General features: G+C 36.1%; 22 protein-coding genes. 10 read left to right on the forward strand and 12 right to left on the reverse strand.

Annotation, left to right across the window (positions count from 1 at the left end; genetic code table 11):
* Nucleotides 1–207 precede the first annotated feature (207 nt).
* The gene (locus GQR60_RS01100; RefSeq protein ID WP_124991172.1) at nt 208–2,340 is read left to right on the forward strand and encodes a tetratricopeptide repeat-containing sensor histidine kinase; all 2,133 of its coding nucleotides are present in this window, start codon (nt 208–210) and stop codon (nt 2,338–2,340) included.
* Nucleotides 2,341–2,445: 105 nt separating this feature from the next.
* On the forward strand, nt 2,446–3,012 hold the full coding sequence (locus GQR60_RS01105; RefSeq protein WP_124991173.1) for a manganese efflux pump MntP: 567 nt from the start codon (nt 2,446–2,448) through the stop codon (nt 3,010–3,012).
* On the opposite strand, the gene GQR60_RS01110 is transcribed toward GQR60_RS01105, so the two are convergent.
* Both GQR60_RS01110 and GQR60_RS01115 read right to left on the reverse strand, forming a co-directional pair.
* Nucleotides 3,009–3,557: an FMN-binding protein gene (locus GQR60_RS01110; RefSeq protein ID WP_124991174.1), complete on the reverse strand. Its 549-nt coding sequence runs from the start codon at nt 3,555–3,557 to the stop codon at nt 3,009–3,011. The genes GQR60_RS01105 and GQR60_RS01110 overlap by 4 nt on opposite strands.
* An 85-nt stretch (nt 3,558–3,642) precedes the next feature.
* Nucleotides 3,643–4,815: a hypothetical protein gene (locus GQR60_RS01115; RefSeq protein ID WP_124991175.1), complete on the reverse strand. Its 1,173-nt coding sequence runs from the start codon at nt 4,813–4,815 to the stop codon at nt 3,643–3,645.
* 240 nt (nt 4,816–5,055) lie between these two features.
* On the opposite strand from GQR60_RS01115, the gene GQR60_RS01120 reads away from it, so the two are divergent.
* From GQR60_RS01120 to GQR60_RS01140, 5 genes are all read left to right on the forward strand, one after another.
* A complete protein-coding gene (locus tag GQR60_RS01120; protein ID WP_124991176.1) occupies nt 5,056–6,387 on the forward strand; it encodes an SO_0444 family Cu/Zn efflux transporter in 1,332 nt (443 codons plus the stop codon).
* A 442-nt stretch (nt 6,388–6,829) separates the two neighbouring features.
* Nucleotides 6,830–8,353: an acetyl-CoA carboxylase biotin carboxylase subunit gene (accC, locus tag GQR60_RS01125; RefSeq protein ID WP_124991177.1), complete on the forward strand. Its 1,524-nt coding sequence runs from the start codon at nt 6,830–6,832 to the stop codon at nt 8,351–8,353.
* 23 nt (nt 8,354–8,376) lie between these two features.
* Nucleotides 8,377–8,886 carry a biotin/lipoyl-containing protein gene (locus tag GQR60_RS01130; RefSeq protein ID WP_124991178.1) on the forward strand — a complete coding sequence of 170 codons (510 nt, stop codon included), beginning with the start codon at nt 8,377–8,379 and terminating at the stop codon, nt 8,884–8,886.
* Nucleotides 8,887–8,985: 99 nt separating this feature from the next.
* The gene (locus GQR60_RS01135; protein WP_124991179.1) at nt 8,986–10,521 is read left to right on the forward strand and encodes an acyl-CoA carboxylase subunit beta; all 1,536 of its coding nucleotides are present in this window, start codon (nt 8,986–8,988) and stop codon (nt 10,519–10,521) included.
* 288 nt (nt 10,522–10,809) lie between these two features.
* Nucleotides 10,810–11,082, forward strand: coding sequence for a hypothetical protein (locus GQR60_RS01140; protein ID WP_101310556.1), 273 nt, complete (start codon nt 10,810–10,812; stop codon nt 11,080–11,082).
* Between the two features lie 54 nt (nt 11,083–11,136).
* Here the strand turns inward: GQR60_RS01140 and tilS are convergent, their stop codons facing one another.
* The 6 genes from tilS to GQR60_RS01170 all read right to left on the reverse strand — a co-directional run bounded on the left by tilS (nt 11,137) and on the right by GQR60_RS01170 (nt 17,743).
* Nucleotides 11,137–12,459, reverse strand: a complete 1,323-nt coding sequence (gene tilS, locus GQR60_RS01145) for a tRNA lysidine(34) synthetase TilS (RefSeq protein ID WP_124991180.1) — start codon at nt 12,457–12,459, stop codon at nt 11,137–11,139.
* Nucleotides 12,460–12,519: 60 nt separating this feature from the next.
* Complete coding sequence (pabB, locus tag GQR60_RS01150; protein ID WP_124991181.1) at nt 12,520–13,830, reverse strand: aminodeoxychorismate synthase component I; 1,311 nt, start codon at nt 13,828–13,830, stop codon at nt 12,520–12,522.
* Nucleotides 13,831–14,123: 293 nt separating this feature from the next.
* Complete coding sequence (locus GQR60_RS01155; RefSeq protein WP_124991182.1) at nt 14,124–14,579, reverse strand: cupin domain-containing protein; 456 nt, start codon at nt 14,577–14,579, stop codon at nt 14,124–14,126.
* 86 nt (nt 14,580–14,665) lie between these two features.
* On the reverse strand, nt 14,666–15,184 hold the full coding sequence (locus tag GQR60_RS01160) for a hypothetical protein (protein WP_124991183.1): 519 nt from the start codon (nt 15,182–15,184) through the stop codon (nt 14,666–14,668).
* 57 nt (nt 15,185–15,241) lie between these two features.
* Nucleotides 15,242–16,468: a DNA cytosine methyltransferase gene (dcm, locus tag GQR60_RS01165; RefSeq protein WP_124991184.1), complete on the reverse strand. Its 1,227-nt coding sequence runs from the start codon at nt 16,466–16,468 to the stop codon at nt 15,242–15,244.
* Between the two features lie 276 nt (nt 16,469–16,744).
* A complete protein-coding gene (locus GQR60_RS01170; protein WP_124991185.1) occupies nt 16,745–17,743 on the reverse strand; it encodes a YhdH/YhfP family quinone oxidoreductase in 999 nt (332 codons plus the stop codon).
* Nucleotides 17,744–17,879: 136 nt separating this feature from the next.
* On the opposite strand from GQR60_RS01170, the gene GQR60_RS01175 reads away from it, so the two are divergent.
* Nucleotides 17,880–18,194 carry a winged helix-turn-helix transcriptional regulator gene (locus GQR60_RS01175; RefSeq protein WP_124991186.1) on the forward strand — a complete coding sequence of 105 codons (315 nt, stop codon included), beginning with the start codon at nt 17,880–17,882 and terminating at the stop codon, nt 18,192–18,194.
* Between the two features lie 46 nt (nt 18,195–18,240).
* Here the strand turns inward: GQR60_RS01175 and pepT are convergent, their stop codons facing one another.
* The 3 genes from pepT to proS all read right to left on the reverse strand — a co-directional run bounded on the left by pepT (nt 18,241) and on the right by proS (nt 21,853).
* Complete coding sequence (gene pepT / locus GQR60_RS01180; protein ID WP_124991187.1) at nt 18,241–19,467, reverse strand: peptidase T; 1,227 nt, start codon at nt 19,465–19,467, stop codon at nt 18,241–18,243.
* Between the two features lie 130 nt (nt 19,468–19,597).
* Nucleotides 19,598–20,281, reverse strand: a complete 684-nt coding sequence (locus GQR60_RS01185; RefSeq protein ID WP_124991188.1) for a hypothetical protein — start codon at nt 20,279–20,281, stop codon at nt 19,598–19,600.
* Between the two features lie 96 nt (nt 20,282–20,377).
* A complete protein-coding gene (proS, locus tag GQR60_RS01190; protein WP_124991189.1) occupies nt 20,378–21,853 on the reverse strand; it encodes a proline--tRNA ligase in 1,476 nt (491 codons plus the stop codon).
* 101 nt (nt 21,854–21,954) lie between these two features.
* Between proS and GQR60_RS01195 the strand changes: the two genes are divergently transcribed.
* Both GQR60_RS01195 and GQR60_RS01200 read left to right on the forward strand, forming a co-directional pair.
* Nucleotides 21,955–23,475 carry a hypothetical protein gene (locus tag GQR60_RS01195; protein ID WP_124991190.1) on the forward strand — a complete coding sequence of 507 codons (1,521 nt, stop codon included), beginning with the start codon at nt 21,955–21,957 and terminating at the stop codon, nt 23,473–23,475.
* Nucleotides 23,476–23,645: 170 nt separating this feature from the next.
* On the forward strand, nt 23,646–25,103 hold the full coding sequence (locus tag GQR60_RS01200) for an OmpP1/FadL family transporter (protein WP_124991191.1): 1,458 nt from the start codon (nt 23,646–23,648) through the stop codon (nt 25,101–25,103).
* Between the two features lie 112 nt (nt 25,104–25,215).
* Here GQR60_RS01200 and GQR60_RS01205 read toward each other — a convergent pair whose 3' ends face one another.
* The gene (locus tag GQR60_RS01205) at nt 25,216–26,490 is read right to left on the reverse strand and encodes a sulfate adenylyltransferase subunit 1 (protein ID WP_124991192.1); all 1,275 of its coding nucleotides are present in this window, start codon (nt 26,488–26,490) and stop codon (nt 25,216–25,218) included.

Raw genomic sequence — 26,490 nt, forward strand, 5'->3', positions numbered from 1 at the left:
ATAAAAATAAAGTGTCTAATACACTCTATTTGTCATCTATCAAAATAATAATACTATTATTTCAGTCAAAATTATTCTAATTAATATTACTATATTTCGACTCATTATTAGACAATTATGAATAAACAATACCACAAAAAACCTCAACTAAACAATTAAAACAATCCGATTTAATAATAGCATCCAAACTTAAGATCCAAAACCACAATGCAATTTCCCCTACCACTTGTTTTGCTTTTTTATATTTCGTTCTCCAACACTCTATTTGCAAATAGGGTTTCAGATGACGTAAAGAATCAGGATAGTATTAAGATAGAACGATATCTAACCAAATCAAGAACGTACTATACGGTAAAAACTGATAGTGCAATCTATTTTGCAAATAAAGCGCTGCAACTATCTCTAAAGAGTAATAACCAAAAATTGATCATCAATTCGCAGATTGAATGTTTTTACAATTATTCTGTGAACAGAGATCTGACAAATGCAAAAGAAGTCCTTGATGAAGCCAAATCAATCGCATATATAATAAATGATTCTTTAAGTATTGGCAGAGTACATTCCTGTTTAGGATACTATTATGTATTAGCCAGCAAATACGACAGTGCAATTGCCCAATACAATAAATCTCTTGAAATAAGCGAGGCAATCAAGAATAACAAAAATAAAATTAATAATCTTATCGGGCTTGGACAAGTGTACTATGAAAGAGGAGATTTTGAATTAGCACTAAGCAAATATGTAGAAGCCTTTCAATATAATAAAGTACAGGACAACAAGAATACTAAGCTTAGTATTCTCATTAGTATGGCAAATATTTATGCCGATGAACATCAAAGGGAAAAGGCAATATCCTATTACAATCAAGCTATGGAAATCGCGATAGAGCTAAAGGATGAAGACACTCTATCAGTTCTTTACAATAATTTAGCAATTATATACCAAAACGATTTAAATTTTAATAAAGCATTAAAATTTTACGAAAAAAGTCTCGCAATAAATAAGAAAGAAAATAATAAAGCAGGCGTTGCATTGTGTCTGAATAATATTGGTGAAAATTATTTTAAAATGGGGAATACAGATAAAGCAATTGTATTCCTGCGCGAATCATTATCTACCAATCGACAATTACAACTTGATACTGAGATTATTTATAATTTGGAGACCTTAATTCAAATACACCTTAGCTTAGGTAATTTCAATCAGGCATATAAATATCTTGAAGAAGGAATTTCTTTAACTAAGAAATTAAAGATAAAAGGTAAAAGAAGTGATTTATTGAAACTCCTTGCTGAATATTACAATAAAACAGGGAAATACCAAAAAGCCTATTCCTCCATGATAGCATACAACTCTCTTAAGGATAGCATACAACAAAAATCAAGAACAGATAAGATAGTTGAACTTCAAACGCAGTTTGATTCTGAAAAAAAAGAGAAAGAGAATGAAATTTTAAGAGTGAAAAACCAATTTACTCAAGAAAAACTGGAACAAGAAAAAATGAGAGCAAAATACCTTTATATTTTCTCCTTTTTAGCGCTTGCTGTTATCCTTCTAATAATTATCCTATTTCGCTCTAAAATTAAGATAAACAACCAAATAAAGAATATAAATGGCAAATTGGAAGATTCTAATTCCAAATTAAAAATCATGAATGCTACAAAAGATAAGTTCTTTTCAATAATTGCACATGATTTAAGATCACCTTTTAACGCCATATTAGGATTTTCGGAACTGATAAAATCGGAAGTAAAGAAAGGAAAAGATTTAGAGATCATAGAAGAGTATAATGCCAATATTAATGAATCTGCAAACAGTTTATTTACACTACTTGAAAACCTTTTACAATGGGCTAATGATCAACGTGGAATCCTTGAATTTACACCAACTCAAATTGATTTATATGAATTAATTCAATCCAATCTTGCTCTTTTCAAATTAAAAGCTGCAGATAAATCAATAAAATTATTTTCAGATATACAACCCAACACGGTAGCATTTGGTGATATAAACATGGTAAACACCATAATTAGAAACCTAATTAGCAACGCATTAAAATTCACAGATGAAAATGGCGAAATATTCCTGTCTTCGGTATTAGATGGTGATTTTATTCATCTTTCGGTAAAAGATAGTGGTATCGGAATTAGTAAAAACAATCAGGACAAGCTCTTCCGATTAGATTGTAACTTTACAACTACCGGCACTAAAGAAGAAACAGGAAGCGGTCTGGGTCTTATTCTCTGTAAAGAATTTGTGAAGAGAAACGGCGGTGAAATTTGGGTTGAAAGTGAAGAAAATAAAGGAAGCAAGTTCATTTTCTCCTTAAAATCGGCTTAACTTCTTAGAATACTTTTAAATAGGAAATTTCTTTATCTGAAATTGCTTTTTTTTCGCCTCTTAAGTAGGAAGCATATATCTTTGCAGTCCTAAAATTACGATTACATGGAATTAATAAGCATATTTCTTCTTGGCCTTGGACTATCTGTAGATTCATTTGCCGCATCGGTGTGCAGTGGTTTAGCTATTAAAAAAATTCACTTTTTTCAAGCAGTTAAAATTGCTGTTTTTCTTGCTGTTTTTCAAGGAGGAATGCCAATAATTGGTTGGTATACCGGATGGGAATTAAGGGATTTAATCAAAGATTTTGATCATTGGATCGCCTTTTTTCTACTCGCAGGAATGGGTAGTAAAATGATTTATGAAAGCATAACTGCCAAAGAAAAGGATTGCTCATTTAATCCATTAAAACTGTTCGTCCTTATCGGTATTTCTGTAGCAACGAGTATAGATGCTTTGGTGGTAGGTTTAAGCCTTGCTCTTATTGATGTTGTTATTTGGTTTCCAGCAATTATAATAGGCATAATAACATTCATTGTTTGCATGCTTGGAATGTTGCTGGGTAAAAAAATTGGCAGTAAAATGAGTAAACGCTTTGAAGTAATTGGAGGCATTGTTCTAATTCTTATTGGACTAAGAATTCTGATTGAAGATTTATTTTTTCAAATCTAAATTTTCCCGTTTGCTTTCAATTCACTTAAAAGCAAGCTAACAGATTTTACTCCCTTAGCCATTGCCGGAGCTGAAATTGTGGCTCCGGAAATCCCATCAATATCTTTTCCAAATTCCATTTCCTCTCCTCTTATCTTCCCAATAAACTGCTTCAACCACGATTTAGCCATAATTTCGCCGCCATAGGAAGATCTGTAGATTAGTACCACTACTTTTTGAATTTCGAGATTTTCATTGAACAGAACCATATAATCGAAAAAATCATTCTTCCCTTTTGATGATGCAAAACAAGCAAATCCCATTAATTTATCCGCCTTCTTTAGTGTACTCAAATGTAAATCCCTTACCCCTTCACAATTAAAAACATCCAGATTTAGATTGTCAATATCGTCCATTATCAAATCTTCAACGGGGAATATTTTTTGAACTTCTTTATCTATTTTTTTCTGTATGGATTTAGGGAATTCACTTGCATTTGCAGCAAATGTTCCATGAATCAAAACAAAAATAACTACTAGCTGAATAATATTTATCCATCTTTTCATCAACAAATCTCCTTTACTTGAAAAACCTCAAAGCACAATGGAAACCCAAAATGCCTTGAAGTAAAATATTTTAATTGTTTTAGTTCTAGAACCAAACGCCTACACCAAAATTCACAAAATTCTTTTTCTCATCATTACCGTCTTTTGACATTTGGTAATCAGCTTTTACAACAGCACCTTTTGCCAAATGATAGCTTAACCCAAAGAATACCTCTTCCCGGTCGTAAGCTTTGTTTGCAACCATATTCCCAGCCGTTTTGTGATGTGTGTTATAATTTTCGTAGCGTACAAATGGAACCAAAGCCTGCTCTTTTCCATCTAATAAATCATATCCTGCCTCTAAATAGTAACCTTGCATTTGCTTTCCAAGATCCTTACCTGTTTTATCATTATACGCTGCCACATCGCTGATAAAAGAATGAATATACTGACCTTTTAACTGCAAAGCGTTCACCTTGTAACGAACATCCATTCCAAACATGCTTATTCCAACACGTGTTGAATCTGCAACTTCCTCAGCAAAATCATCATTCTTATCCAATCCATTAAAGGCAGATGACTGAGTTTTTCCGAAATATCCTGCCAAACCAATATTTAAGCCTTTCACTCCGTAATAATCCAATTTAGCAGATAAAGAAGGTGATGTAAATGTAGATTCAGCGCCTTTCTGACGGCCTTTTCTAAATCCATCAGAACCTCTAAGAACACCCGTACCATTGTATCCAATAAAACCATTCATTACATACAATTGATACTTTAAAGGAAATGAAGGCATACGCCCGCTAAGTCCGACCCCGATTTCGCGCCATGTAGTTGGAACAATTCTGTTATCTACACTTGGGCGCTCCACGCCGTTAAAAGTAGTTGGTTCGTGATATTCGTTTACAATACCCATTGGCACCAACATTAAACCGGCTCTCAAACTTGTGTTTGGACGAACATTATAGTTTAGAAATGCTTGCTCAACGTACAACTCTTTTACGTGTTCGTATTCAATTTCGGTAACAAACGAAGTCTTATCATTAAATTGATATCCAAAGAACAATACCATTCTATGAACATCCATATTTCCATTGTAACGGGTATTACCACTAATTTGCTGATTGTAATGAACCTCACCATAACCTCCAATACTTAATTTCTCATCTTTAACTCTGTCCAAAATAGTTGTTCCAATACTTTTTGATTCCTGAGCATCCTGTGCTTTTGCTGCAAAAAACGCAGCAATCGCAGCCACAAATAGTAATCCTTTTTTCATCAGTTTAAAACAATTAGGTTTTAGTTTTTCTGCTCGAATAACAAGCATTATTTCGACGGCTAAATTAGACTAAGTCTCAATAAGCATAAATACCTACATGTTGGTATTTTTAGACTGTCAGCTCTTTTATTACTGATATACTCTATATATATATCCAATATTTTAATACTTTTGAGTCTGAAAAAGCTCCGGATTCGCTATTTACTTATAGCATTTCGGATACTAAAGAGAAGCTCAACTATGGAATATATCAATCAGTTTTTTATAGATTTTATAGATATCTTAAACGAGATGTCCCCCTACTTAATGCTTGGTTTTTTATTTGCAGGAATTTTGAAAGTAGCATTTCCGCAGAAATTTATCGACAAATATTTAGGTCAGAAAAACGGAAAATCCGTTTTATATGCCGCACTTCTGGGTATTCCACTTCCATTGTGCTCTTGCGGAGTTATCCCTACCGGTATTTCATTTTATAAGAGCGGCGCTTCCAAAGGTTCATCTGTATCATTTCTGATCTCAACTCCCCAAACTGGTGTAGACTCAATTTTAGTTACTTATTCCTTATTAGGCTTACCTTTTGCAATCATTCGTCCCTTTATAGCATTATTAACCGGACTGTTTGGCGGAATGCTCACCAATCATTTTGATAAAGATGAGAAGGAAATTCCCGTACAAAACACGGATTCTTGCTGCTCTACCGAAAAAGAATCGGACTGCGGATGTAATGGAGAATGCAATACAGAAACTAAAAAGAAAAAATCACCACTCTATACCATGTTCAAATATGCTTTTGTAGATTTTCTGCAGGACATTTCGAAGTGGTTAATTATTGGACTTCTTTTGGCTGCTGTAATTTCAGTACTAATTCCAGACGATTTTTTCTCTGCTTATATTGGAAATGATTTTATTGGTATGCTGGTAATTCTTGTGGCATCTATCCCTCTGTATATTTGCGCAACTTCATCGGTACCAGTGGCTGCTATCCTAATGATGAAAGGCATTTCTCCCGGTGCTGCCTTGGTATTCTTAATGGCCGGTCCGGCAACCAATGCCGCAACCATTACCGTACTAAATAAAGTTCTGGGCAAAAAAACAATGTGGTCCTACTTACTGTCAATTGTTACCGGCGCACTGCTTTTTGGACTGTTAATCGATAATGTTTTCCCCAGAGAATGGTTTACTATGGGCGCATTGCATGATCATATGGGGGCACATGAAGGACATTGGATGCTTCCCGACTGGCTAAGATGGGGAAGCAGTATTGCATTAGTTCTATTGATTATCAATGGCTATTTACAAAAATATATTTCCGGCAAAAACAAGCTTAAATCAACTGATCCTGAAATAGCTGTTAATAAAAAACTGGTAATAGTGAATGGGATGAGCTGTAATCATTGTAAAAACAGTGTGGAAAAACACATTGGAGCCATGAAAAACATTACTCTGGCAGAAGTAAATCTGGAACAAAAACTTTTGCAGTTAGAGGGAAATAATATCGATTTACAAATCATAAAAAAAGAACTGGAAAGCCTTGGTTTCGAATTTGGCGGAGAGGTGAAAAACAAAAACTAAGTCACTCTCCGGTTTCAAATATTCATTTGGCAAAAATAATATTTGTAAATACGACTTAAAAACTCCTCGTTTTCATGCATATTATTGCTTAAATTCCATAATTTCTTACAAATACAATCCTTGTTCTGCAACATAATTGGCGGTTTTCACCCATTTTACGATTTTTTTGAACTGAAATTCTCACACTGCCAAACACTACCCCCGCAAACTGCTGATCTTCAGTTAATTTAATCACGCCAAAGCATGTGTGATTTATGATCATCACATGCACACATCTTTATATTTAATTACTTGAAAACTTCGAAATTTTGATTACATTTAGATGTTCTACAACACATCCATGCTGTATATTATTCTTTTTGGAAAAATATTTTTCTAACTATCAGATGGATTAGTTGATTAAAAACAAAGCCTTTACAGGCTTTTAAACGAAGACCAAAATATGATCAAGAAGATTTCAAAAGTCCTTGTTGCAAATCGAGGAGAAATTGCTCTGCGTGTTATGCGATCATGCAGAGAATTGGGAATTCTTTCTGTTGCTGTTTACTCCGATGTCGATCGAACATCTATGCATGTGCGATATGCCGATCAGGCAATTCATATCGGAGCTGCCACATCAGCCGAAAGTTATTTAAATATTGATAAAATAATAAACGCAGCAAAACTGGTAAAGGCTGACGCCATTCATCCTGGTTATGGATTTTTAAGCGAAAATGCTGAATTTTCAAAACGCTGCGAAAAAGAAGGTATCATTTTTATAGGTCCAACTCCCGAAGTAATTGCAACAATGGGGGACAAAATTACCGCTCGACAAACCATGATTAAGAGTGGTGTTCCTGTAGTTCCGGGGACTAAAGAAAACCTAAAAGATGAATCGACAATACTTAAAACGGTTCGGGAAATTGGTTTACCGGTAATGATTAAAGCTTCAGCCGGAGGTGGTGGAAAAGGAATGCGAATGATCGACAAAGAAGAGAATATTCTGGAAGGGCTAAGAGCTGCTAAATCGGAAGCCATGGCATCATTTGGTGATGACGCTGTTTACATCGAAAAATACATTTCTTCTCCTCATCACATCGAGTTTCAGATCCTTGGTGACAAACATGGCAATGTAATTCATCTTTGCGAAAGAGAATGCTCCGTTCAAAGACGACACCAGAAAGTGGTAGAAGAAACGCCCTCTCCGCTAATGACTTCTGAGTTAAGAGCTCAAATGGGAGAACATGCTGTTGCAGCCGCTAAAGCAGTTAATTATCATGGAGCAGGCACCATTGAGTTTCTGGTAGATAATGATCACAACTACTATTTCCTTGAAATGAATACTCGATTACAAGTCGAGCATCCTATCACCGAAAGGGTAACCGGATACGATCTTGTGAAACAACAAATTTTAATTGCCGAAGGACAAGAATTGAAAATGAAACAAGAAGATATTTTTCAGTTCGGACATGCAATCGAATGCAGAATTTATGCGGAAGATACCGATAATAACTTTATGCCGAGTCCGGGTGTGATTACCCACATTACCGAGCCAATGGGCTTAGGAGTTAGAACCGACGGCTACGTTTATGAAGGATATGAAATTCCAATTCATTACGATCCAATGATTTCCAAACTAATTGTTTGGGCCAAAACAAGAGAGGAAGCGATCGAACGAATGCGGCGGGCACTTTTCGAATACAAAATTACCGGCGTAAAAACCTCAATCAAATATCTTGAAAAAATAATGGATTGCCCTGACTTTAGAAACGGCACCTACGATACTCACTTTATTCAAAATAACAAAGATTTTCTTCTTGCTTCTGATGAAGCAAAGCAGTCTTTTGAAGATCTGGCCATAGTTACCGCCTTTATCAATTATCACAACAAACTGAAAAACACTCAAATTTGTCCAAAATCATCACTGCAAAGCAAGTGGAAAGAATTTGGACGCAGAAGGGGAATGTTTAGAGCAAGTGAAAACTAAAGGACAAACAAAAAAATAATAAAATGGCAATTGAAATAAAATTGGGCGAACGCTTGGCAAAAGTTGAACTTTTAGCCGAAGAGGGAAATCAAATCAAAATAATGGTTGACTCAAAAGAGTACAATCTGGATATGCTGCAGGTTGAAAATGGCGTGTACTCCGTTCTATATAAAGGTCGCTCCTATAATGTGGAATTAATTGAAACTGATTCTTCAAAAAAGTATTCAGTCAACACATTTTACCATTCCTATGATGCGGAAATTATCGATGCTGAAACCAAATATCTGCAAGCAAGAAATTCGGGTAACCTTGAAGCAACAGAGAGTACAATCACCTCACCAATGCCGGGAAAAGTAGTAAAGATTCCTGTTGAATTGGGAAGCGAAGTGAAAAAGGGAGACACCGTAATTATTGTATCAGCAATGAAAATGGAGAGCGAATACAAAGCCATGAAAGATGGTATTGTAAAAGAAATCTATGTTCATGAAGAGGATATCATCGACGGAAATCAACCTTTAGTGTTTATTGACTAAGTAAAATTACGAATTAACAATTATGGGTATTAACTTATGAATTCCCCAACTTGAAAAGATATTCATAATTTATCATTCAAAATTTATAATTATAAAGAAATGTTGACACTTGAAGACAAAATTAAAAAGTTTGAAGAATTAAATAAAGCCGCCGAAGCTGGTGGCGGACAAGATAGAATTGCAAAACATCATGCTGGTGGTAAAAAAACTGCCAGAGAGAGAATCATGGATCTTATGGATCCCGAAACTTTCGTGGAAGTAGACAAAATGGTTACGCACCGTTCTACCGATTTTGGTATGGAGAAAAACAAAATACTTGGCGATGGTGTTGTTTGTGGCTATGGCAAAATCGATAGTCGTTTGGTTTATGTTTTCGCCCAGGACTTTACTGTTTTTGGTGGTTCGTTGAGTAGTGCCAACGCCGATAAAATTGTTAAAATCACCAAATTAGCCATGAAAATGGGCGCTCCTATTATTGGTTTGAATGACTCAGGAGGAGCCCGAATTCAGGAAGGCGTGCAGAGTTTAGCCGGATATGCTGATATCTTTTATCAGAATGTAAGAGGTTCCGGAGTAATACCGCAGATTTCTGCCATTATGGGTCCATGTGCAGGCGGTGCAGTCTACTCTCCTGCTCTTACCGATTTTATTATGATGGTGAAGGATACAAGTTATATGTTTGTAACCGGACCCGATGTGATAAAAACAGTTACACACGAAGAAGTTACCAAAGAAGAACTAGGTGGAGCAATAACTCACAATTCTAAAAGTGGCGTTGCGCATTTTACTGCCGATAACGACGAACAAGCCATGATGATGCTTCGTGAGCTGATTGGTTTTCTTCCGTCAAATAACATGGAAGATCCGCCAATAAAGCCTTGTACCGACAATATTCACCGCGAAGATGAGAAACTTCAAACTATGGTTCCTGTTGATCCCAACAAACCATACAACATCAAAGATATTATCGAGACGGTTGTAGATGATCACAACTTTTTTGAAGTAATGCCGCTATATGCACAAAACATATGCATTGGTTTTGCCAGATTGAGCGGAAAACCCGTGGGAATTGTAGCTAATAATCCAGCTTTTATGGCTGGCGTTTTAGATATCAACAGCTCTGTTAAGGCAGCCAGGTTTGTGCGTTTCTGCGATGCTTTTAACATTCCTTTAATCACTTTCGTGGATGTGCCTGGTTTCCTTCCGGGAACTGCTCAGGAATTTGGTGGTATTATTAAGCATGGCGCTAAGCTATTATATGCTTTCGCAGAAGCCACTGTGCCAAAAATAACTTTAATCACCCGTAAAGCATACGGTGGTGCTTATGATGTAATGGCTTCGAAGCACATTGGGGCAGATATTAATTATTCCTATCCAACCGGCGAAATTGCCGTTATGGGCGCCGAAGGAGCTGTTAATATTATGCACAAAGGACTTACAGAATCGGAAAGAGCAGATGCTATTGAAGATTACCGTGATAAGTTTGCCAATCCGTACAAAGCTGCAGAATTGGGATATATTGATGAAATTATTCAACCCAAACAAACCCGCCACAAATTGGTACAGGCTTTGGATATGTGTGCAAACAAAAGCGAACAGAATCCACCGAAAAAACATGGTAACATTCCATTGTAAATTAAAATTATAACACACTTTTAAAGAAAAGCACGGCTATTAGCTGTGCTTTCTCTTTTTAAGATTTACCCGTAAATTGAAGTAAGCACAAACTATAAAATACTGAAAAACCACCCCTACAACTTCATTTATCAATAGTGCAAACGATTTTTATCAATGACGAAAACAATTTCGACAAGGTAAATATTGATCTATATAAATTAGAAATAAAAAGCTAACATACAAATAACTCTAATAAATGAATGATTTCGTAAATTAGATAGATATTAACGATTTAACCCGAAAGCTATGGATATTAAAAATGAAGAACTTAGAGATGTTTGTCAGGAAGCATTGGAATGTTTGAATAAACCTGGAAACGATGCATACAACGAACTTAAATCAAAATTAGAGTATGTAATTGGCAGCTACAACTTCGACAAAAATCCTGTTGGTCTTTTCGAAATTGGTAATCTTGCACTAATTGCTCTGGAAGAAATTAGTGCTGAAAAACCACGCAAAGTAAAAAAAGCATTACTCAAAAATTTAAAAGAAAGCTTACTTCAAAAAGTTGAGGCTTAAAACTAAGACTAAACAAAAGAGCTTGTTCAATAATGGACAAGTTCTTTTTAGAAGCTACTCCAACTCCAATCGATATATCTTGGTGGTGTTGCCTGTAATCTTAAATCGATCATCCATGCGGTGCCCAACAACCCATACAATTTTAGTGCCTGACAACAACAACCAGGTGTTCTCTTTCTCCTGAAGAGAGAACTTTTGATCGATAAAGAAATCGGAAATCTTCTTCTTACCCTTCATACCGATAGGATGAAAATAATCTCCTTCTTTCCATTTCCTCAACTGAAGCGGGAACTGAAGTTTATTCGCATCAAAGCAGGCAATTTTAGTGCTGTTGGGGAATTGAAATCCGGGCGTTCGATCCAAAAATGAAATCTTTAGCTCTACTGGTAATTTAAGTTTAACTTCCTCATCCGCAATTAAATATTCATTATTATTTCCTTCTGAAATCTCCGTAAGAATTAAATATTCCCGATCGCGCAACAATTGATGGCTTGCCGAAGAAAACAACTTACCGGAAATTCCATGAATAGATTCCGCAATTTTGCGAACATCACGATGATGAAAGCCATATGGAGAAAGCAGTTCGTACAAATGAGACACAGGAGCCAAAAGCTCTTTCAACTTAGGAATTGAAATTAACAACTGATTCTCCCGTGTAAAAACCAAGTGCAAACGGTTCTGTTCAATTACCCTGTTGTAAATCTGTTCTACTTCACGAAAACGCTGCACATTCTCGGTCATGGTAGCACGAATGGCCGGATTAATCTCCTCCAATACAGGCATTATCTGATGGCGGATTTTATTCCGCACATAATCGGTTTCCGCATTTGTTCTGTCCTCACGAAAATCAATAGAATTCTTTTTTGCATACTCAAGCAACTGCTTACGCGGAAATGGCAGCAGTGGACGCACAATCTTACCTAACTTCGGCTTAATTCCCGATAAACCATGAATCCCCGTCCCGCGAGCTAAATTTATCAGCACTGTTTCTGCAACATCATCAGCATGATGGCCAACAGCAATGTATTTGTATTCAGAAGCTTCTCTTACCTGTTCAAACCAATTGTAACGCAGGTCGCGAGCAGCCATTTCGATAGAAATTTTATTCTCCGCAGCATACTTTTTAGTGTCAAAATCTATCGAGTAAAACGCCAAACCTTTCTCTTTGGCCAAATTCTTCACAAACTCAAAGTCGCCATCTGATTCCTCGTCCCGCAAATGAAAATTACAATGAGCAACCCCACACTCTACTTCCATTTTGCAAAGAAGATCAAGCAAAACAACGGAATCTACTCCACCACTTACCGCAACCAAGATTTTTTCGTCGCGATAAAATAAATTTTCCTCTTCTACAAAACGAACAATTTTACGTTGCATCAAATAGTATTTAATTGTAACCAATGAGTTTTTGCTCAAAGTTTAAAGATAAAAAATCCCTTACTCTTTTAACACTTTCATAATGGCTTTTGCCTTCAACATACATTCCTCATATTCCTTTTCAGGATTTGACTGCATGGTGATAGCCCCACCAACCATAAAAGACAGGTAATGGTTCATTGCATTATACTGAATACTTCGAATTACCACATTAAAATCAAAATCACCATCAGGAGTGACATAACCAACTGCTCCGGAAAACAGTCCTCTTTTGGTTGATTCGTATTTCTCAATCAATTTCATAGCTCTAACCTTAGGCGCACCGGTCATCGATCCCATTGGGAAAGTCTGACGAATTGCTTCTACAAAATGAACATCTTCTTTCAGCTCCGAAACTATGGTAGATATCATTTGATGAACCTGCGGAAATGTATAAATACCGCACAATTCCTCAACAATCACAGAGTCCTTTGCTGCAGTTCTCGACAAATCGTTGCGAACTAAATCCACTATCATGATGTTCTCGGCTCTCTCCTTAGCATCAGAAAATAAATTCTCTTTAATGAACTTATCTTCTTCTTCATTCGCACCTCTTTTAGCTGTTCCCTTAATGGGTTGAGATATAATTTTCCGCCCCACTTTTTTAAGATATCGTTCCGGACTTGCCGATAACAAATACTTCTCTCCCATTCGGTAAAAACATGAATATGGCGTAGGCGAAACCTTCATTAATTTTCGAAACATTTGCCTTGGCCGGATATAAGTATCCTCCGCATAAAATTCCTGACAAAAATTGACTTCGTATATATCGCCTATTCGGATGTGTTCCTTCAATTGCCTGATTGCTTTTAAATACTCTTCCCGGCTGATTCTGTATTTTATTTCCGCAACAGTAACCTCTTTCTCTTTTGGTACAGATATATTCTGAATATTCATGACCAAATTATAAATATCCTCTTCGGAAAATTCCTCTTCGAAATAATGAACCAATAAAGTATCCACATCCAAAAGAAACACCCAACACGGACGAAAAAAATTCATTTGCGAAATGTCCAGTCCATCCTGATTGTCTGAACTTAAATTCTCAATCTCATTTTTAAGATCATAACCCAAATAACCAAACCACCAATCTTTAGCAAAATCAATCTCAGCTTTTAGGCTATCGAAGCAATTCTGCTCCGGTTCAATAATTTGAAGGGCATCGATGCCGGCAACCAACTCGTATGTATTGTATTCCATTTTCGAATTCTCCTTCAAATTCACTTCGTGACTGTCAAGAATACATACGCACTGAAACTTCTTGCTCCAAAAAAGCAATTGTTCTTTAAATTTTGTTGTGTCGGATATGTGGAAAGTAATCCTTTTTCGCATGTGGCAAATTTAAAGAAAAGATGCGTAGAATCTCTTCTCTTTACAAAATAGAAGAAATACTGCTATACGATATGAAGTGAATATTAATTTTAGGAGATCTTCCTGAAACTAAATATGATCATTTTGTTTAAATGTCTTCTCTGAAATTCAGAGAAGACATTTTTTGTTTGGACGGCTTCTACATCTTGCGTAGAAGATATTTTTTGGCTTTTTGTCCCATTATCATCAGCAATATGGCTTACGAAGAATTTTCATCGCGCCATCACCAACTTTAGACAATTTCTTATTTGTTCTTATCTCCATTTTGGTTCAACAGGAACCCTTTCTCCATCGGCAACAGTATGCTCTTCCAAAGAATTTTCTTTAGACTGAATTACCATATATATCATTGTTTCGTTAGAAGAATTACGGATACCACGTTTCCCTTGCGGTGCAACCCGTATTGTACTTCCTTCTTTTATACTAAAACAATCTTCGTCCACTTGAAAAAAACCAGAACCTTTAATAATTATATAGGTTTCTTCATTTTTTCTGTGAATGTGAAAATAAGATTGCTCAGATTGCGGTGGAAGCGAATTAAACGAAATTTCAGTGCCGGTTGCTTTAGTCGCATCTTTTAAAAAAACTTTGCCTTCTATTAAGTTTTTACTTGCAGGATGTATTAGAGAGTAATCCATTATATCTTTTAAATCACCCAAATTAACTGCACTGTAATTAGTACTTTCTGATAGCTTTTCAACTTCTTTCATTCCTATTTTTTTTGATTTACCTTCTTAATACAAACGAGTATTTTGTCAAAATATCAATTAAAGACTAAAGTAATAAGAATAACATTTTATTCCATCTTCATGATTAACTCCTCCATTGAATTGTACTCTAATAAACCTTTAAAATCAGCAAACTCAATTATTTTTGAATCCTGTTCAACAGTCATTTCATCAATCATACTCTTTGTTGCCAAACCACTTAAAAGAACACGACTATCTGTATTAACATGAACAAAAATGCAATTACTTACATGATCAGCACTGAATTTTGGTAACGAATCGCCCGCGAATAAAACTAAATTCAGAGTCTTATTTTCGAAAACATACTTTTTTCTCTTGTAATTTTTTTTAGTTCGTTTATCCCAATCAAATTTCCTCAGACCAATTATATTCTCAAAAGCATATTCTGAGAATATATCATCTCTCAACCGACTATAATATAGCTGCCCTTCCATTCTATCCCTTAATTTGCCCATATCAGACAATTCAAGATGCTTTAGTGCTATTGATTGAATATTAGCTTCTATATATTTAGGGATATTTACTCTTTTAAAATAAACTAATTGATTTAAAAGTACTTTATTCATCTTGGCAAAATTCAATATATGTATTCGTTTTCATTAATTATTTTCCTGCAAATGATATCATAAAACCATACAAATTTGCTTAGCGATTCGCTCAATTAAGCTTGTTGTAACTGAATTACCTGCCTGCATATACAAATTACTGTTCGCTAGCTTGGGCAAGATATAATCATGAACAGGATAGCCTTGAAATGCAAAGCATTCTTTTGGTGTAAGTTTTCTGATTCCAAAATCATCTTTAATAAGCGGCACATTATGTCCGCCGGTACCCATATTTGCAGTTAAGGTCGGACAAACATTATTTTTATTTTCTCTCACATAAACCCTACGCCACTGATAAATTGTGTCTTTCGATATCATTGATCTCTCCAGTTCCGGGTAATATTTATGATCTTTTTTGTAATAATAAATATCATCCTGCTTCCCTTTTTCTATAAAATCGTGAATGGTCTTTGTTAATTTAATCTCTTCGGGAAATTCAAAATTCAAATAATTTTCAACCTGATTCGGATCAAAAGCTACAATAAAAATCCGCTCTCTGTTTTGAGGAACATTTGCATGTGTTGCTGTGTTTAAAACTTTGTGAAACACTTTATATCCTAACTTTTCTTCTAAAGTCTCAAGAATTACTTTAAACGTATTTCCTTTATCGTGGGAAACCAAATTTTTAACATTTTCCAGAAAAACAACCTTAGGCTGATGCCTTTCAATGATTTGTTCCACATCAAAAAATAAAGTCCCCCGGGTATCAGCAAAACCTTTTCGGTTCCCGGCAATTGAAAATGCCTGACAAGGAAAGCCCGCACATAAAATATCAAATTGATCGGGAATGTAATTTTTATTTTTCTCTTTGGTTATATCTCCAAACGGTACCTCTCCAAAATTCGCACGATAAGTCTTTTTAGCATTACTATTCCACTCACTGGTATAGATACACTTCCCTCCAACATTTTGCAATGCAAGTCTAAACCCGCCAATACCGGCAAAAAGATCAATAAATTTAAACTTGTAGTTTTTTGGAGTTGGGAATGGTACATTTTCAACTTCAGATAAGAGTTGTTGTAATGTATTTTCAAGCAAAACAGGGAAATTATCGCTTTGCTGTTCGCATTCCAAGTAATTATTTAGAGTTAACAGAGCATCCTTTTCATAGTGCTTTTTCACACCATTTTGATAATTATGCAGATAATGAGTTAAAACGGCTTTGTTTTCAGCCTCTTCAACAAGCTTTAGCTGGGATTTATCCCTCCCCAAATTATCTATACTTATTGCCTGAATTGAACTCATTCTAATTTCCTCAATAATTTAGGGGGCAAGATACAAAAAAATAGTTGCTTTCAGACTGAAAACTCTTGACTCCAATGTTTCAATCACTTGCATAATCAATACTTTTAAATGATTAACTATTTTTTTTATCACTATTCTTCTGCTAAATATTTGACTTGTATTGCCAACAACAATACATTAAAAGCACTCTCTTACTACAGACCTCTAAGACAAATTTGCTTTTAAATCAAAAAAGGCAACCAATTGGCTGCCTTTTTTCTTTTAATATTTAAAAAACTATAGTTTCACAATAACTCTCCCGCGACTCTTCTTTGCCAACATTAAATCAATATAGGTATCCAATTCTTCTAAAGATGACTCAATAACCTGCTCTTTGTTGCTGTAAACATTCCAATCGGAAGCCAACTTGTTCCAAACTTTTTGGCGCAATTCCATTGGGCAATTCTGAGAATCAATACCAATTAAACTAATTCCATTTAGAATGAACGGGTAAACCGTCATTGCTAAATCTCCTGAGCCAACATTACCACAACAGGTCACATTTCCCAATGGTTTGCAAGCTTTAAGAAGTGTATGCAAAGTATTTCCACCAATAACATCAATGGCTCCAGCCCAAAGTGGCTTTAATAATGGTCTTCCCGATTGATCATCGGTAATTTCACTACTAATGCGACTAGCAACACCTAATTCGTGTAATTCATCTTCACCACCACTGTTTTCGAAAGTCGCCGCAATTACTTCAAAGCCTAAACTAACCAATATACTAATAGCAATACTACCCACTCCACCTAAGGCTCCTGTAACCACTACCGGCCCCATTTTTGGAGTTTGTCCTGCTGACAACAAGCGATACACCGATAAAGCAGCTGTAAATCCAGCAGTTCCATAAATCATGGCTTGTTTAAAGTCCAATTCTTTTGGCATTGCAACAACCCAAGATTCCGGCACCCGAATATATTCTGCAAAACCACCATCGGTATTCATGCCCAAATCGTAGCTGGTTACAATTACTTCATCGCCGGCTTTAAACCTTTCACTCGCTGAATATTCCACAACTCCTGCAGCATCAATACCCGGCGTATGCGGATATTTTCGTGTCACCCCTTTATTTCCAGATACAGAAAGTGCATCTTTAAAATTCAAAGAAGAATACTTCACTCTCACAATTACCTCTCCATCCGGAAGATCTTCAATTTTCCTTTTTTCAATTCTTCGAATGTATTTCCCTTCTTCTTCGTAAATTCGAAGTGCTTTAAATTCTCTTTTTGTATCCATATCTTATCCTGATTTAATTCTTATCTTGTACCAAAGATACAAGCATTTTTATTACTAATCAAGAACTTACACTTTGGCAGGCTACTAACATTTTGTTCGTAATTGCTGATTATCAACGCGTAAAAACTTTTTTATTTTGAAAAAAGGAGATTGTCCAATAGATACATTTATCAATTTCGTTAAAGGAAAACGAAAAGCAACCATCATTTTGCATCTGATACAAGGAACCAAACGGTACAATGAATTGGTGAAACTTTTGCCGGACATCAGCGACAGAATGCTTAGCAAAAACCTAAAAGAATTGGAAGAGGATGGTTTGGTGATCCGTAAGGTTTACCCTGAAGTTCCGCCTAAAGTGGAATACAGCCTTACCGATTTGGGAAAAGAGATACATCCCATTTTAAAAGCCATGTTTTTAGGCGGAAGGATGTTCGAAAAACTAATGGAATAAGAAAGGCAACCAAACGATTGCCTTTCTCTTTGTATACTTTATTCTGTTATCGTTTCGAAATTAATTCTACAATTTTCAGAATTACTTCTACCGATTTTTCCATTGATTCTACCGGAACGTATTCGAATCTTCCATGGAAATTATGTCCGCCGGCAAATATATTCGGACAAGGTAAACCCATATAGGAAAGGCGGCTTCCATCAGTTCCTCCACGAATTGGAATGATCATTGGCTCAACTCCTACTTGCTTCATTGCTTCTTCAGCAATATCAACAATGTATTTCACCGGCTCAATTTTTTCACGCATATTGTAATACTGATTGGTTATTTCCAGGCTTACACTTCCCTCACCATATTTCTCACAAAATTCATCACAAAGAGATTGTACAAATTGTTTTCTCTCTTCATACTTCTTCATTTCAAAATCGCGGATAATGTATTGAAGGTTTGAATTCTCAACATTTCCCGCCATAGAAATTAAATGGTAAAAGCCTTCGTAACCTTCTGTTTTGTCGGGCACTTCATCTACAGGTAAACGTGTAAGAAATTCATTGGCAATCAACATCGAGTTAATCATTTTGTCTTTCGCCATTCCTGGATGAACATTACGGCCCTGAAAGCTAATTTTTGCAAATGCAGCATTAAAATTCTCATACTGCAACTCGCCAATTTCACCACCATCAAGCGTATAAGCAAACTCAGCTCCAAACTTCTTCACATTAAAGAAATCAGCCCCTTTTCCAATTTCTTCATCAGGCGTAAAGCCAATATGAACAGAACCGTGTTTAATTTCAGGATGTTCGGTAAGATATTCTACCGCAGTCATGATCTCTGCAACACCCGCTTTATCATCCGCCCCCAACAGCGTAATGCCATTCGTTGTTATTATCGTTTGACCTTTGTATTTTTTCAATTCCGGAAAATCAGCAACTTTCATCACGATATCCTTTTCTTCATTCAAAACAATATCTTCGCCATTGTAGTTTTCCCAAAACTGAGGCTTCACATGTTTTCCAGAAAAATCAGGACTTGTATCCATATGAGCTACAAAACCTACGGCAGGAACTTCATGATCCAAATTGGAAGGAAGAACAGCCATAATGTATCCGTTCTCGTCAAGACTGATATTTTCCAATCCCATCTCTTCCAATTCCCGGGTCAATTCTTTTGCCAAAAACATTTGTCCGGGTGTACTGGGAGTTAACCCGGTTTCGGTATCCGATTGAGTATCGAATTTTACGTATCGTATAAATTTTTCTATTAAGGCACTCATATCTGGTGTTTATATTAAAAAATGCACACATAACCACTTCCTAAAACTATTTGGTGAAGCGTTGCAATATTACTAAAATGATGTTTGAAAATGAATTTGATTCCTGTTTTCTTATTGCGAATCTTAACTGTTATACATCATCGGATTTAAACTGAAAACCCAATCGTTTACCCGTTGGTATTCTTGCATTCTGAATTTTCTCGAACATCTGTCCTACTGACATGATCTTCACATTATCGTATGGAGGAACCAATAAATCGAAATTCAAAGAATAATTAATGGCAGTTTCCACAATGTTTCGCAGGTTATCATGATCGGCAGTAGAAACCGATAAATCCGTTTGCAGCAAACCCAATTGTCTTTTCCCCTCAACAATGTAATGCTTTTCTCTGTTGATAAAAATTCGGGCAACCAAATATCCTAAATCCTCATATCGAGTATATTTAAAAGAATCGGCCAAAAAATTATAGACATTGATAATGCCTGAGTAAGCATTATCAGGATCTGTTTTCACGTAAGCTTGCTTCCACACATTATGATCTCTGTTGAATTGAAATACATTGGTATGCAAACTAAAAACCAAAATATCGGATGCAATCTTAATTTGATATTCAAATTCTCCTTTGTCCTCAAAAGAAAGAAGTATATTTTCATCAACCTCTCCTAATTCTGAATTATACTCTTCAATTAAATTTTCAACTACAGCCCGTAATTCCTCAAATATCTCCTTGGTATTTTTATAAACAACTTGCTTTAATGAAGCTTTGTCCATAATTGTTGAGAGTATAGCAGCTTTTGTGTTTAAGATATTCATTGTGTTATTGTTTAGAATTGAAAAGTAAATATACAAAAAAACAGTCATCAGATACCTGATGACTGTTTGATAATATCTACATTTAACTTTTCTTAATTAATAGGATTTTGCAAATACCACACGTTGTTTTGAAGGTTTTCCTGTTACCATACAAATCCCTTCTTCTCCATCTCCTTCGAAAGGAATACAGCGAATAGTTGCTTTTGTCTCCGTTTGAATTTTCTCTTCTGTTTCGGCTGTACCATCCCAGTGAGCAAGGAAAAATCCGGTTTTGCTTTCCAAAAGTTCCTTAAACTCTTCGTAAGTATCCACTTTAGTCGTTTTTTCTGTTCTAAAATCTAATGCTTTCTGGAAAATACTATTCTGAATTTCTTCCATTAAATTTTCAATCAAATCTTCTACACCTTCAATAGAAACTGTTTCTTTTGTTAGGGTATCACGACGGGCCAACTCGATAGTTCCATTCTCCAAATCGCGGGCACCAATTGCCAAACGAACAGGTACACCCTTTAATTCGTATTCAGCAAATTTCCATCCCGGTTTGCGATTATCGCTATCATCGAATTTAACTGAAATGCCTTTGGCTTTTAGTTTTGCTACAATAGGATTTATAGTTTCTGATATTTTTTCGAGCTCTTCAGCTTTTCGGTAGATGGGTACAATCACAACCTGAATTGGAGCCAGTTTTGGAGGCAGTACCAAGCCATTATCATCGGAGTGAGCCATAACTAAAGCACCCATTAAACGGGTTGAAACACCCCATGAAGTTGCCCAAACATAATCCTCTTTGCCTTCTTTGTTAGTAAATTTCACATCAAATGCTTTTGCAAAATTCTGTCCCAAAAAGTGAGATGTTCCAGCTTGAAGAGCTTTACCATCCTGCATTAAGGCTTCAATACAATAAGTATCCAATGCTCCTGCAAAACGCTCAGATTCTGTTTTATGTCCCTTTAACACAGGAACAGACATCCACTTCTCGGCAAATTCACCGTAAATATCAACCATTTGTTTGGTCTCGATCAATGCCTCTTCTTTAGTTGCATGTGCCGTATGGCCTTCTTGCCATAAAAATTCTGATGTACGCAAAAATAAACGGGTCCGCATTTCCCAACGCATAACATTCGCCCACTGATTACAAAGAATTGGTAAGTCGCGGTACGATTGAATCCAGTTTTTATAAGTACTCCAAATAATCGTTTCAGAAGTTGGCCGAATAATTAACTCTTCCTCCAACTTAGCATCCGGATCAACAATCACTCCTTTTCCGTTCGGATCATTTTTCAAACGGTAATGAGTTACCACTGCACATTCCTTTGCAAAACCTTCCACATGATCAGCTTCCTTACTCAAAAATGATTTAGGAATTAAAAGAGGAAAATATGCATTTTGATGACCTGTCTCCTTGAACATTTTATCCAATTGAGCCTGTATCTTTTCCCAAATAGCATAGCCATAAGGTTTAATAATCATACATCCCCTTACAGGAGAGTTTTCTGCTAAATCTGCCTTGATCACCAAGTCATTATACCATTGCGAGTAATTTTCGCTTCTACTGGTTAAAACTTTTGCCATTATATATCGTTTTGGTATGGTATTTGCTACTTTTAGGGTAGTTATAATTCCTTACAAAAGTAAAAAATAATCTTAGATAATTCATTATTGGAGGACAAGCGATGAAAACCTATTTAAAAATTCTACTCATTACAGCATTCTTTGCAACCAGTTGCTCCCCATCTTATATGGGAACAGCGGTTTACGAAGATGATTTGTATTACAATCCTAATCAGGCTCCTTTATTAGTTCAAAAAGTTGAAGCCAATTCCCCTGCTGTTCAAAAGAGCAATTCTTTAGCTCCGGCAACTGCAACACAATCATCAACAAAAACCAATCCAAACATGGAATCGGAAGCTCTTGATGATCGTAATTTTGATGCATTACAACAAAAATACACCGAAATATTAAATGATGAGTCAATTGGTAGTGTTGACACAGTGATTTACGAAGGTGATTCTGGTTATTACTTAGGTGGATTTTCTGGTTCGGAACGGGATCAGGAAGAAGCTCAACGTTTACGGGACATGTATCCTCAGGGATTTGGTTACTACGATAACAGTGGTTACAATACCGCCATGTGGCTGGCCGGAGATCCTGACTGGAATGTTTACGTTGACGGAAACAATGTATGGTGGACACCAACATGGACAAATTACCGCTTTTACAATGGATATAATTATTCCACAATGAGATACGGTAATCTGTTTGCTTACAACTATCCATACGGAAACTATGGCTATAATTCCTATTGGGGATTTAACATGGGCTTCGGCGACAGCTGGTATTGGGATTTGAATTTCGGCTGGGGATTCTCAAATCACTACTACGGAAGCTACTATCCATACTATGGACACTATGGTTACTACGGGCATCATGGATATTATGGCCACCACGGATATCATAATTATGCCTCTTCAACTTATGATGGAAAAAGAAGATCAAATAATTATAAGGCAGGAACTGCAACTAATGCAAGTGCCTCCAGACGAACAAACGCAAGTGCGGCATCGGCTTCAACCCGAAGGTCTGCGGCTTCAAGCACGAAAGCTGGTACTGTAAGTACAAGCAGAAGATCAACAAGCTCAGTTGCCAATGATATCAGAAGGAGTAATGCTGCAGCTCGTTACAGCTCAGGCAATGGAAATTCTTACGGAACAAGAAGAACTGTATTAAATGGCACATCAGGCAGAAGATCTACTTATGGAACTACTCCTGCAACAAGAACAAGGACAAATACCAGAAGTAATTATTCCAACGGAAATACCAATCAAAATAGAAACAGTTATTCTAATACCCGTAGAAGTTCGTCGCCAAGTTATAATAAACCACAAACGAATACACGACCTTCTTATAACCGATCTTCAAATTCGAACAAATCGAATTATTCAAAATCGTCGACAAGATCGTCTTATTCTAAAGTGAAAAATAATTCGTCCAGACCATCATACAGATCAGGTTCTTCTAGATCCAATTCCAGTTACAGTAACAGCGGAACAAGAAGATCATCTGGGTCATCGGTTCGCTCTTCCAGAAGCAGCTCCGGATCATCAGGAAGTTCAATAAGATCATCAAGTGGAAGCTCTAGATCATCAAGCGGAAGTTCGAATTCAAGCAATTCGGGAAATACAAGAAGAAGATAAAATATAATCACCGGAGTTTTGTTCTCCATACTCCGGTGGATATAAAAAACCAACAAAAACAAATTTACGATCACCCTAAATCTGATATAACTTTTCAGCTTACTCTCTTAATTGAATGGTTGCAACTTTTGATCAGAATAACACAAGACATTACTTTAAAATACTTTTTTATGAAACGATATACTTTTTTGCTCATCTTGTCCCTAATAGCAGGAACTTCGTATTCTCAGAGTGTAGATAATGCACTAAAATATTCGAGACAAGAATTTAACGGAACTGCGCGTTCAACCGCCATGGGCGGCGCTTTTGGCGCTTTAGGAGGCGACTTTTCAAGCCTAAGTATAAATCCTGCAGGTATTGGTGTTTACAGAAGTTCTGAATTTACATTTACTCCTTCCATTGAATATACTGAATCAAAAAACAATGGTTTTTCTGAAGATAAGTATAGTTTTACCATAGGCAATGTCGGCTACGTAGCTAGTTATGTTCCTAGAATAGCACCTGAAAAAGGATGGCAAAATTTCAACTTTGGAATTGGCTACAACCGAATTGCAAATTTCAATCGTGAAGGATATTTATTCAATTTAAATTCAGGAACTTCATTGCTTGATAAGTGGGCCGATTTGGCCGCCGGCAACTCTCCGGACAACCTGTACTCTTTTGAAGAAAAACTTGCTTACGATACGTATCTCATCAACAATGATGATGATTTAAATTATCAATCGGTACTCTTCGGAAATGATCGTATGGATCAGCAAAAACGTGTTGACGAGAAAGGATACATTGGTGAATACGTACTCTCTTTTGGTGCTAATTACGGACACAAATTGTATTTAGGAGCAACTGTTGGCATTCAAGATTTATACCACAAATCAACAACCTCTTATTCAGAATTTTCTCTTGCTGATAACATTACATCATTAAATGAATTTACTTTTAATGAATACATGACAACATCGGGTGTTGGTGTTAATTTTAAATTTGGAGCGATCTATAAAATCACAAACAGTTTAAGAGTGGGTGCGGCAATTCATACTCCTACATTTTATAATCTTGACGAAACCTATGATACATCAGTAAGTTCAGAATTTGATCCAAATATTCCTGATGCATTTCCTGAAGACGGAGATGCATATCATGCCTTCAAATCGGAGTTTGTATCAAGAACCAGTTACGATCTTGAAACTCCGTTTAGAACAATTCTTAGTGCGGCCTACCTATTTGGCCAAAAAGGTGTACTTAGCGTGGATTACGAAATGATTGATTACTCTAATGCCGAATTTAACGACAGTGATGCAGGTGATTTAATGAACGAAAATCAAGACATTGCTGACTCGTACCGTTCAACTTCTAATTTAAGAATTGGTGCCGAATACCGCCTTACTCCTAATATAAGTATACGCGGTGGATACGCTAAAATCGGAGATCCTTACAAGAGTTTTATTGATGAAGGCTACAACACTTACTCTGCAGGTTTTGGAATTAAACAAAACAACTTCTTCTTCGATATGGCCTATCAATATAAAGAGTACGATGAAGATTTTGTTCTTTACTCAGGCAGTAATGATATAGTTAGCCTGAACAATACAAACCATCAGGTTCGAATGACCTTTGGATTCAAATTTTAAGAACACTACTACTATATCTAAAAGAGATTGCTATTATAGCAACCTCTTTTTTATTGCAAAAAAAATGGCTGAAACAATTGTCTCAGCCATCTTGTAATCCAACAATTGGATTTTATAAGATCATCCCGGCAGCAACCGTTTCATTGGTTCCTTCATCAATAAGAATAAAACTTCCCGTTAAACGGTTCTTTTTATACGAATCGAAAAACAATGGTTTGGCAACCTTAAAAGATACGCACGCAATATCATTTAACCCAACTACTTTATCATCTGTTACTTCATCCAAAGTATCAACATTAACTTTAAACTTCACATCACGAATCATACAACGGGTTTCGTTGGTAGTGTGCTTAATTGTATACTTTCCACGAGGCATCATAGCCCGTTCATTCATCCAGCAAAGCATTGCCTCAAATTCCTGACTAACATTCGGTACATTATTCGCGTCAACAATCATATCTCCTCTTGAAATATCAATATTGTCACTTAATCGTAATGTTACTGATTGAGGAGTAAAAGCAACCTCCTGTTCTCCGGTAAAAGAATCAATAGCCTCAATAGTTGTTTCAATTCCCGAAGGTAAAATCCGAACCTTATCGCCAGGATGAAAAACACCACTTGCTACCCTACCGGCATATCCACGATAATCGTGAAACTCATCCGATTGCGGACGAATTACATACTGAACAGGTAATCTTGAATCTCCATGATTACGATCATCAACGATTTTAATATTTTCCAGAAGATCCAACAATGGAGTACCGGAATACCAATCCATTTTAGTTGATGCATCCACCACATTATCACCCAATTTTGCCGAGATAGGAATAAAACGAACATCTTTAATGTTCAATTTATCAACAATCGTTTTTTGGTAATCAGCCTTAATTCTATCGTAAGTCTCTTGCGAATAGTCAACCAAATCCATTTTATTGATACACACAATAATATGTGGTATTTGCAGTAAATTGGCGATGTATGAATGACGAAGTGTCTGTTCAATTACACCATTACGTGCATCAACCAAAATTAATGCGGCATTCGCAGTAGACGCACCCGTAACCATGTTTCGGGTATACTGAATGTGTCCTGGAGTATCGGCAATAATAAACTTTCGTTTTGGTGTTGCAAAATAACGGTATGCAACATCAATGGTTATTCCTTGTTCACGTTCGGCTCTTAAACCGTCTGTTAACAAAGCGAGATCGACTTCTTCATCACCTCTTTTTTTACTGCTGATTTCGATAGCTTCCATTTGATCTTCGAAAATGGCCTTACTATCATATAATAATCTTCCAATAAGGGTACTCTTACCGTCATCAACACTTCCTGCTGTGGTGAATCGTAAAAGTTCCATATCTAAATATCCTGCTGATTTCTCTGACAT

The organism is Labilibaculum euxinicum (genome assembly GCF_009795715.1).
Taxonomy (GTDB): domain Bacteria; phylum Bacteroidota; class Bacteroidia; order Bacteroidales; family Marinifilaceae; genus Labilibaculum; species Labilibaculum euxinus.

Bases quoted from the DNA above. Each gene is read 5' to 3' on its own strand.
- GQR60_RS01100 (WP_124991172.1), top strand. From the start codon at position 208: ATGCAATTTCCCCTACCACTTGTTTTGCTTTTTTATATTTCGTTCTCC.
- GQR60_RS01105 (WP_124991173.1), top strand. From the start codon at position 2,446: ATGGAATTAATAAGCATATTTCTTCTTGGCCTTGGACTATCTGTAGAT.
- GQR60_RS01110 (WP_124991174.1), bottom strand. From the start codon at position 3,557: ATGAAAAGATGGATAAATATTATTCAGCTAGTAGTTATTTTTGTTTTG.
- GQR60_RS01115 (WP_124991175.1), bottom strand. From the start codon at position 4,815: ATGAAAAAAGGATTACTATTTGTGGCTGCGATTGCTGCGTTTTTTGCA.
- GQR60_RS01120 (WP_124991176.1), top strand. From the start codon at position 5,056: ATGGAATATATCAATCAGTTTTTTATAGATTTTATAGATATCTTAAAC.
- accC (WP_124991177.1), top strand. From the start codon at position 6,830: ATGATCAAGAAGATTTCAAAAGTCCTTGTTGCAAATCGAGGAGAAATT.
- GQR60_RS01130 (WP_124991178.1), top strand. From the start codon at position 8,377: ATGGCAATTGAAATAAAATTGGGCGAACGCTTGGCAAAAGTTGAACTT.
- GQR60_RS01135 (WP_124991179.1), top strand. From the start codon at position 8,986: ATGTTGACACTTGAAGACAAAATTAAAAAGTTTGAAGAATTAAATAAA.
- GQR60_RS01140 (WP_101310556.1), top strand. From the start codon at position 10,810: ATGGATATTAAAAATGAAGAACTTAGAGATGTTTGTCAGGAAGCATTG.
- tilS (WP_124991180.1), bottom strand. From the start codon at position 12,459: ATGCAACGTAAAATTGTTCGTTTTGTAGAAGAGGAAAATTTATTTTAT.
- pabB (WP_124991181.1), bottom strand. From the start codon at position 13,830: ATGCGAAAAAGGATTACTTTCCACATATCCGACACAACAAAATTTAAA.
- GQR60_RS01155 (WP_124991182.1), bottom strand. From the start codon at position 14,579: ATGAAAGAAGTTGAAAAGCTATCAGAAAGTACTAATTACAGTGCAGTT.
- GQR60_RS01160 (WP_124991183.1), bottom strand. From the start codon at position 15,184: ATGAATAAAGTACTTTTAAATCAATTAGTTTATTTTAAAAGAGTAAAT.
- dcm (WP_124991184.1), bottom strand. From the start codon at position 16,468: ATGAGTTCAATTCAGGCAATAAGTATAGATAATTTGGGGAGGGATAAA.
- GQR60_RS01170 (WP_124991185.1), bottom strand. From the start codon at position 17,743: ATGGATACAAAAAGAGAATTTAAAGCACTTCGAATTTACGAAGAAGAA.
- pepT (WP_124991187.1), bottom strand. From the start codon at position 19,467: ATGAGTGCCTTAATAGAAAAATTTATACGATACGTAAAATTCGATACT.
- GQR60_RS01185 (WP_124991188.1), bottom strand. From the start codon at position 20,281: ATGAATATCTTAAACACAAAAGCTGCTATACTCTCAACAATTATGGAC.
- proS (WP_124991189.1), bottom strand. From the start codon at position 21,853: ATGGCAAAAGTTTTAACCAGTAGAAGCGAAAATTACTCGCAATGGTAT.
- GQR60_RS01195 (WP_124991190.1), top strand. From the start codon at position 21,955: ATGAAAACCTATTTAAAAATTCTACTCATTACAGCATTCTTTGCAACC.
- GQR60_RS01200 (WP_124991191.1), top strand. From the start codon at position 23,646: ATGAAACGATATACTTTTTTGCTCATCTTGTCCCTAATAGCAGGAACT.
- GQR60_RS01205 (WP_124991192.1), bottom strand. From the start codon at position 26,490: ATGTCAGAGAAATCAGCAGGATATTTAGATATGGAACTTTTACGATTC.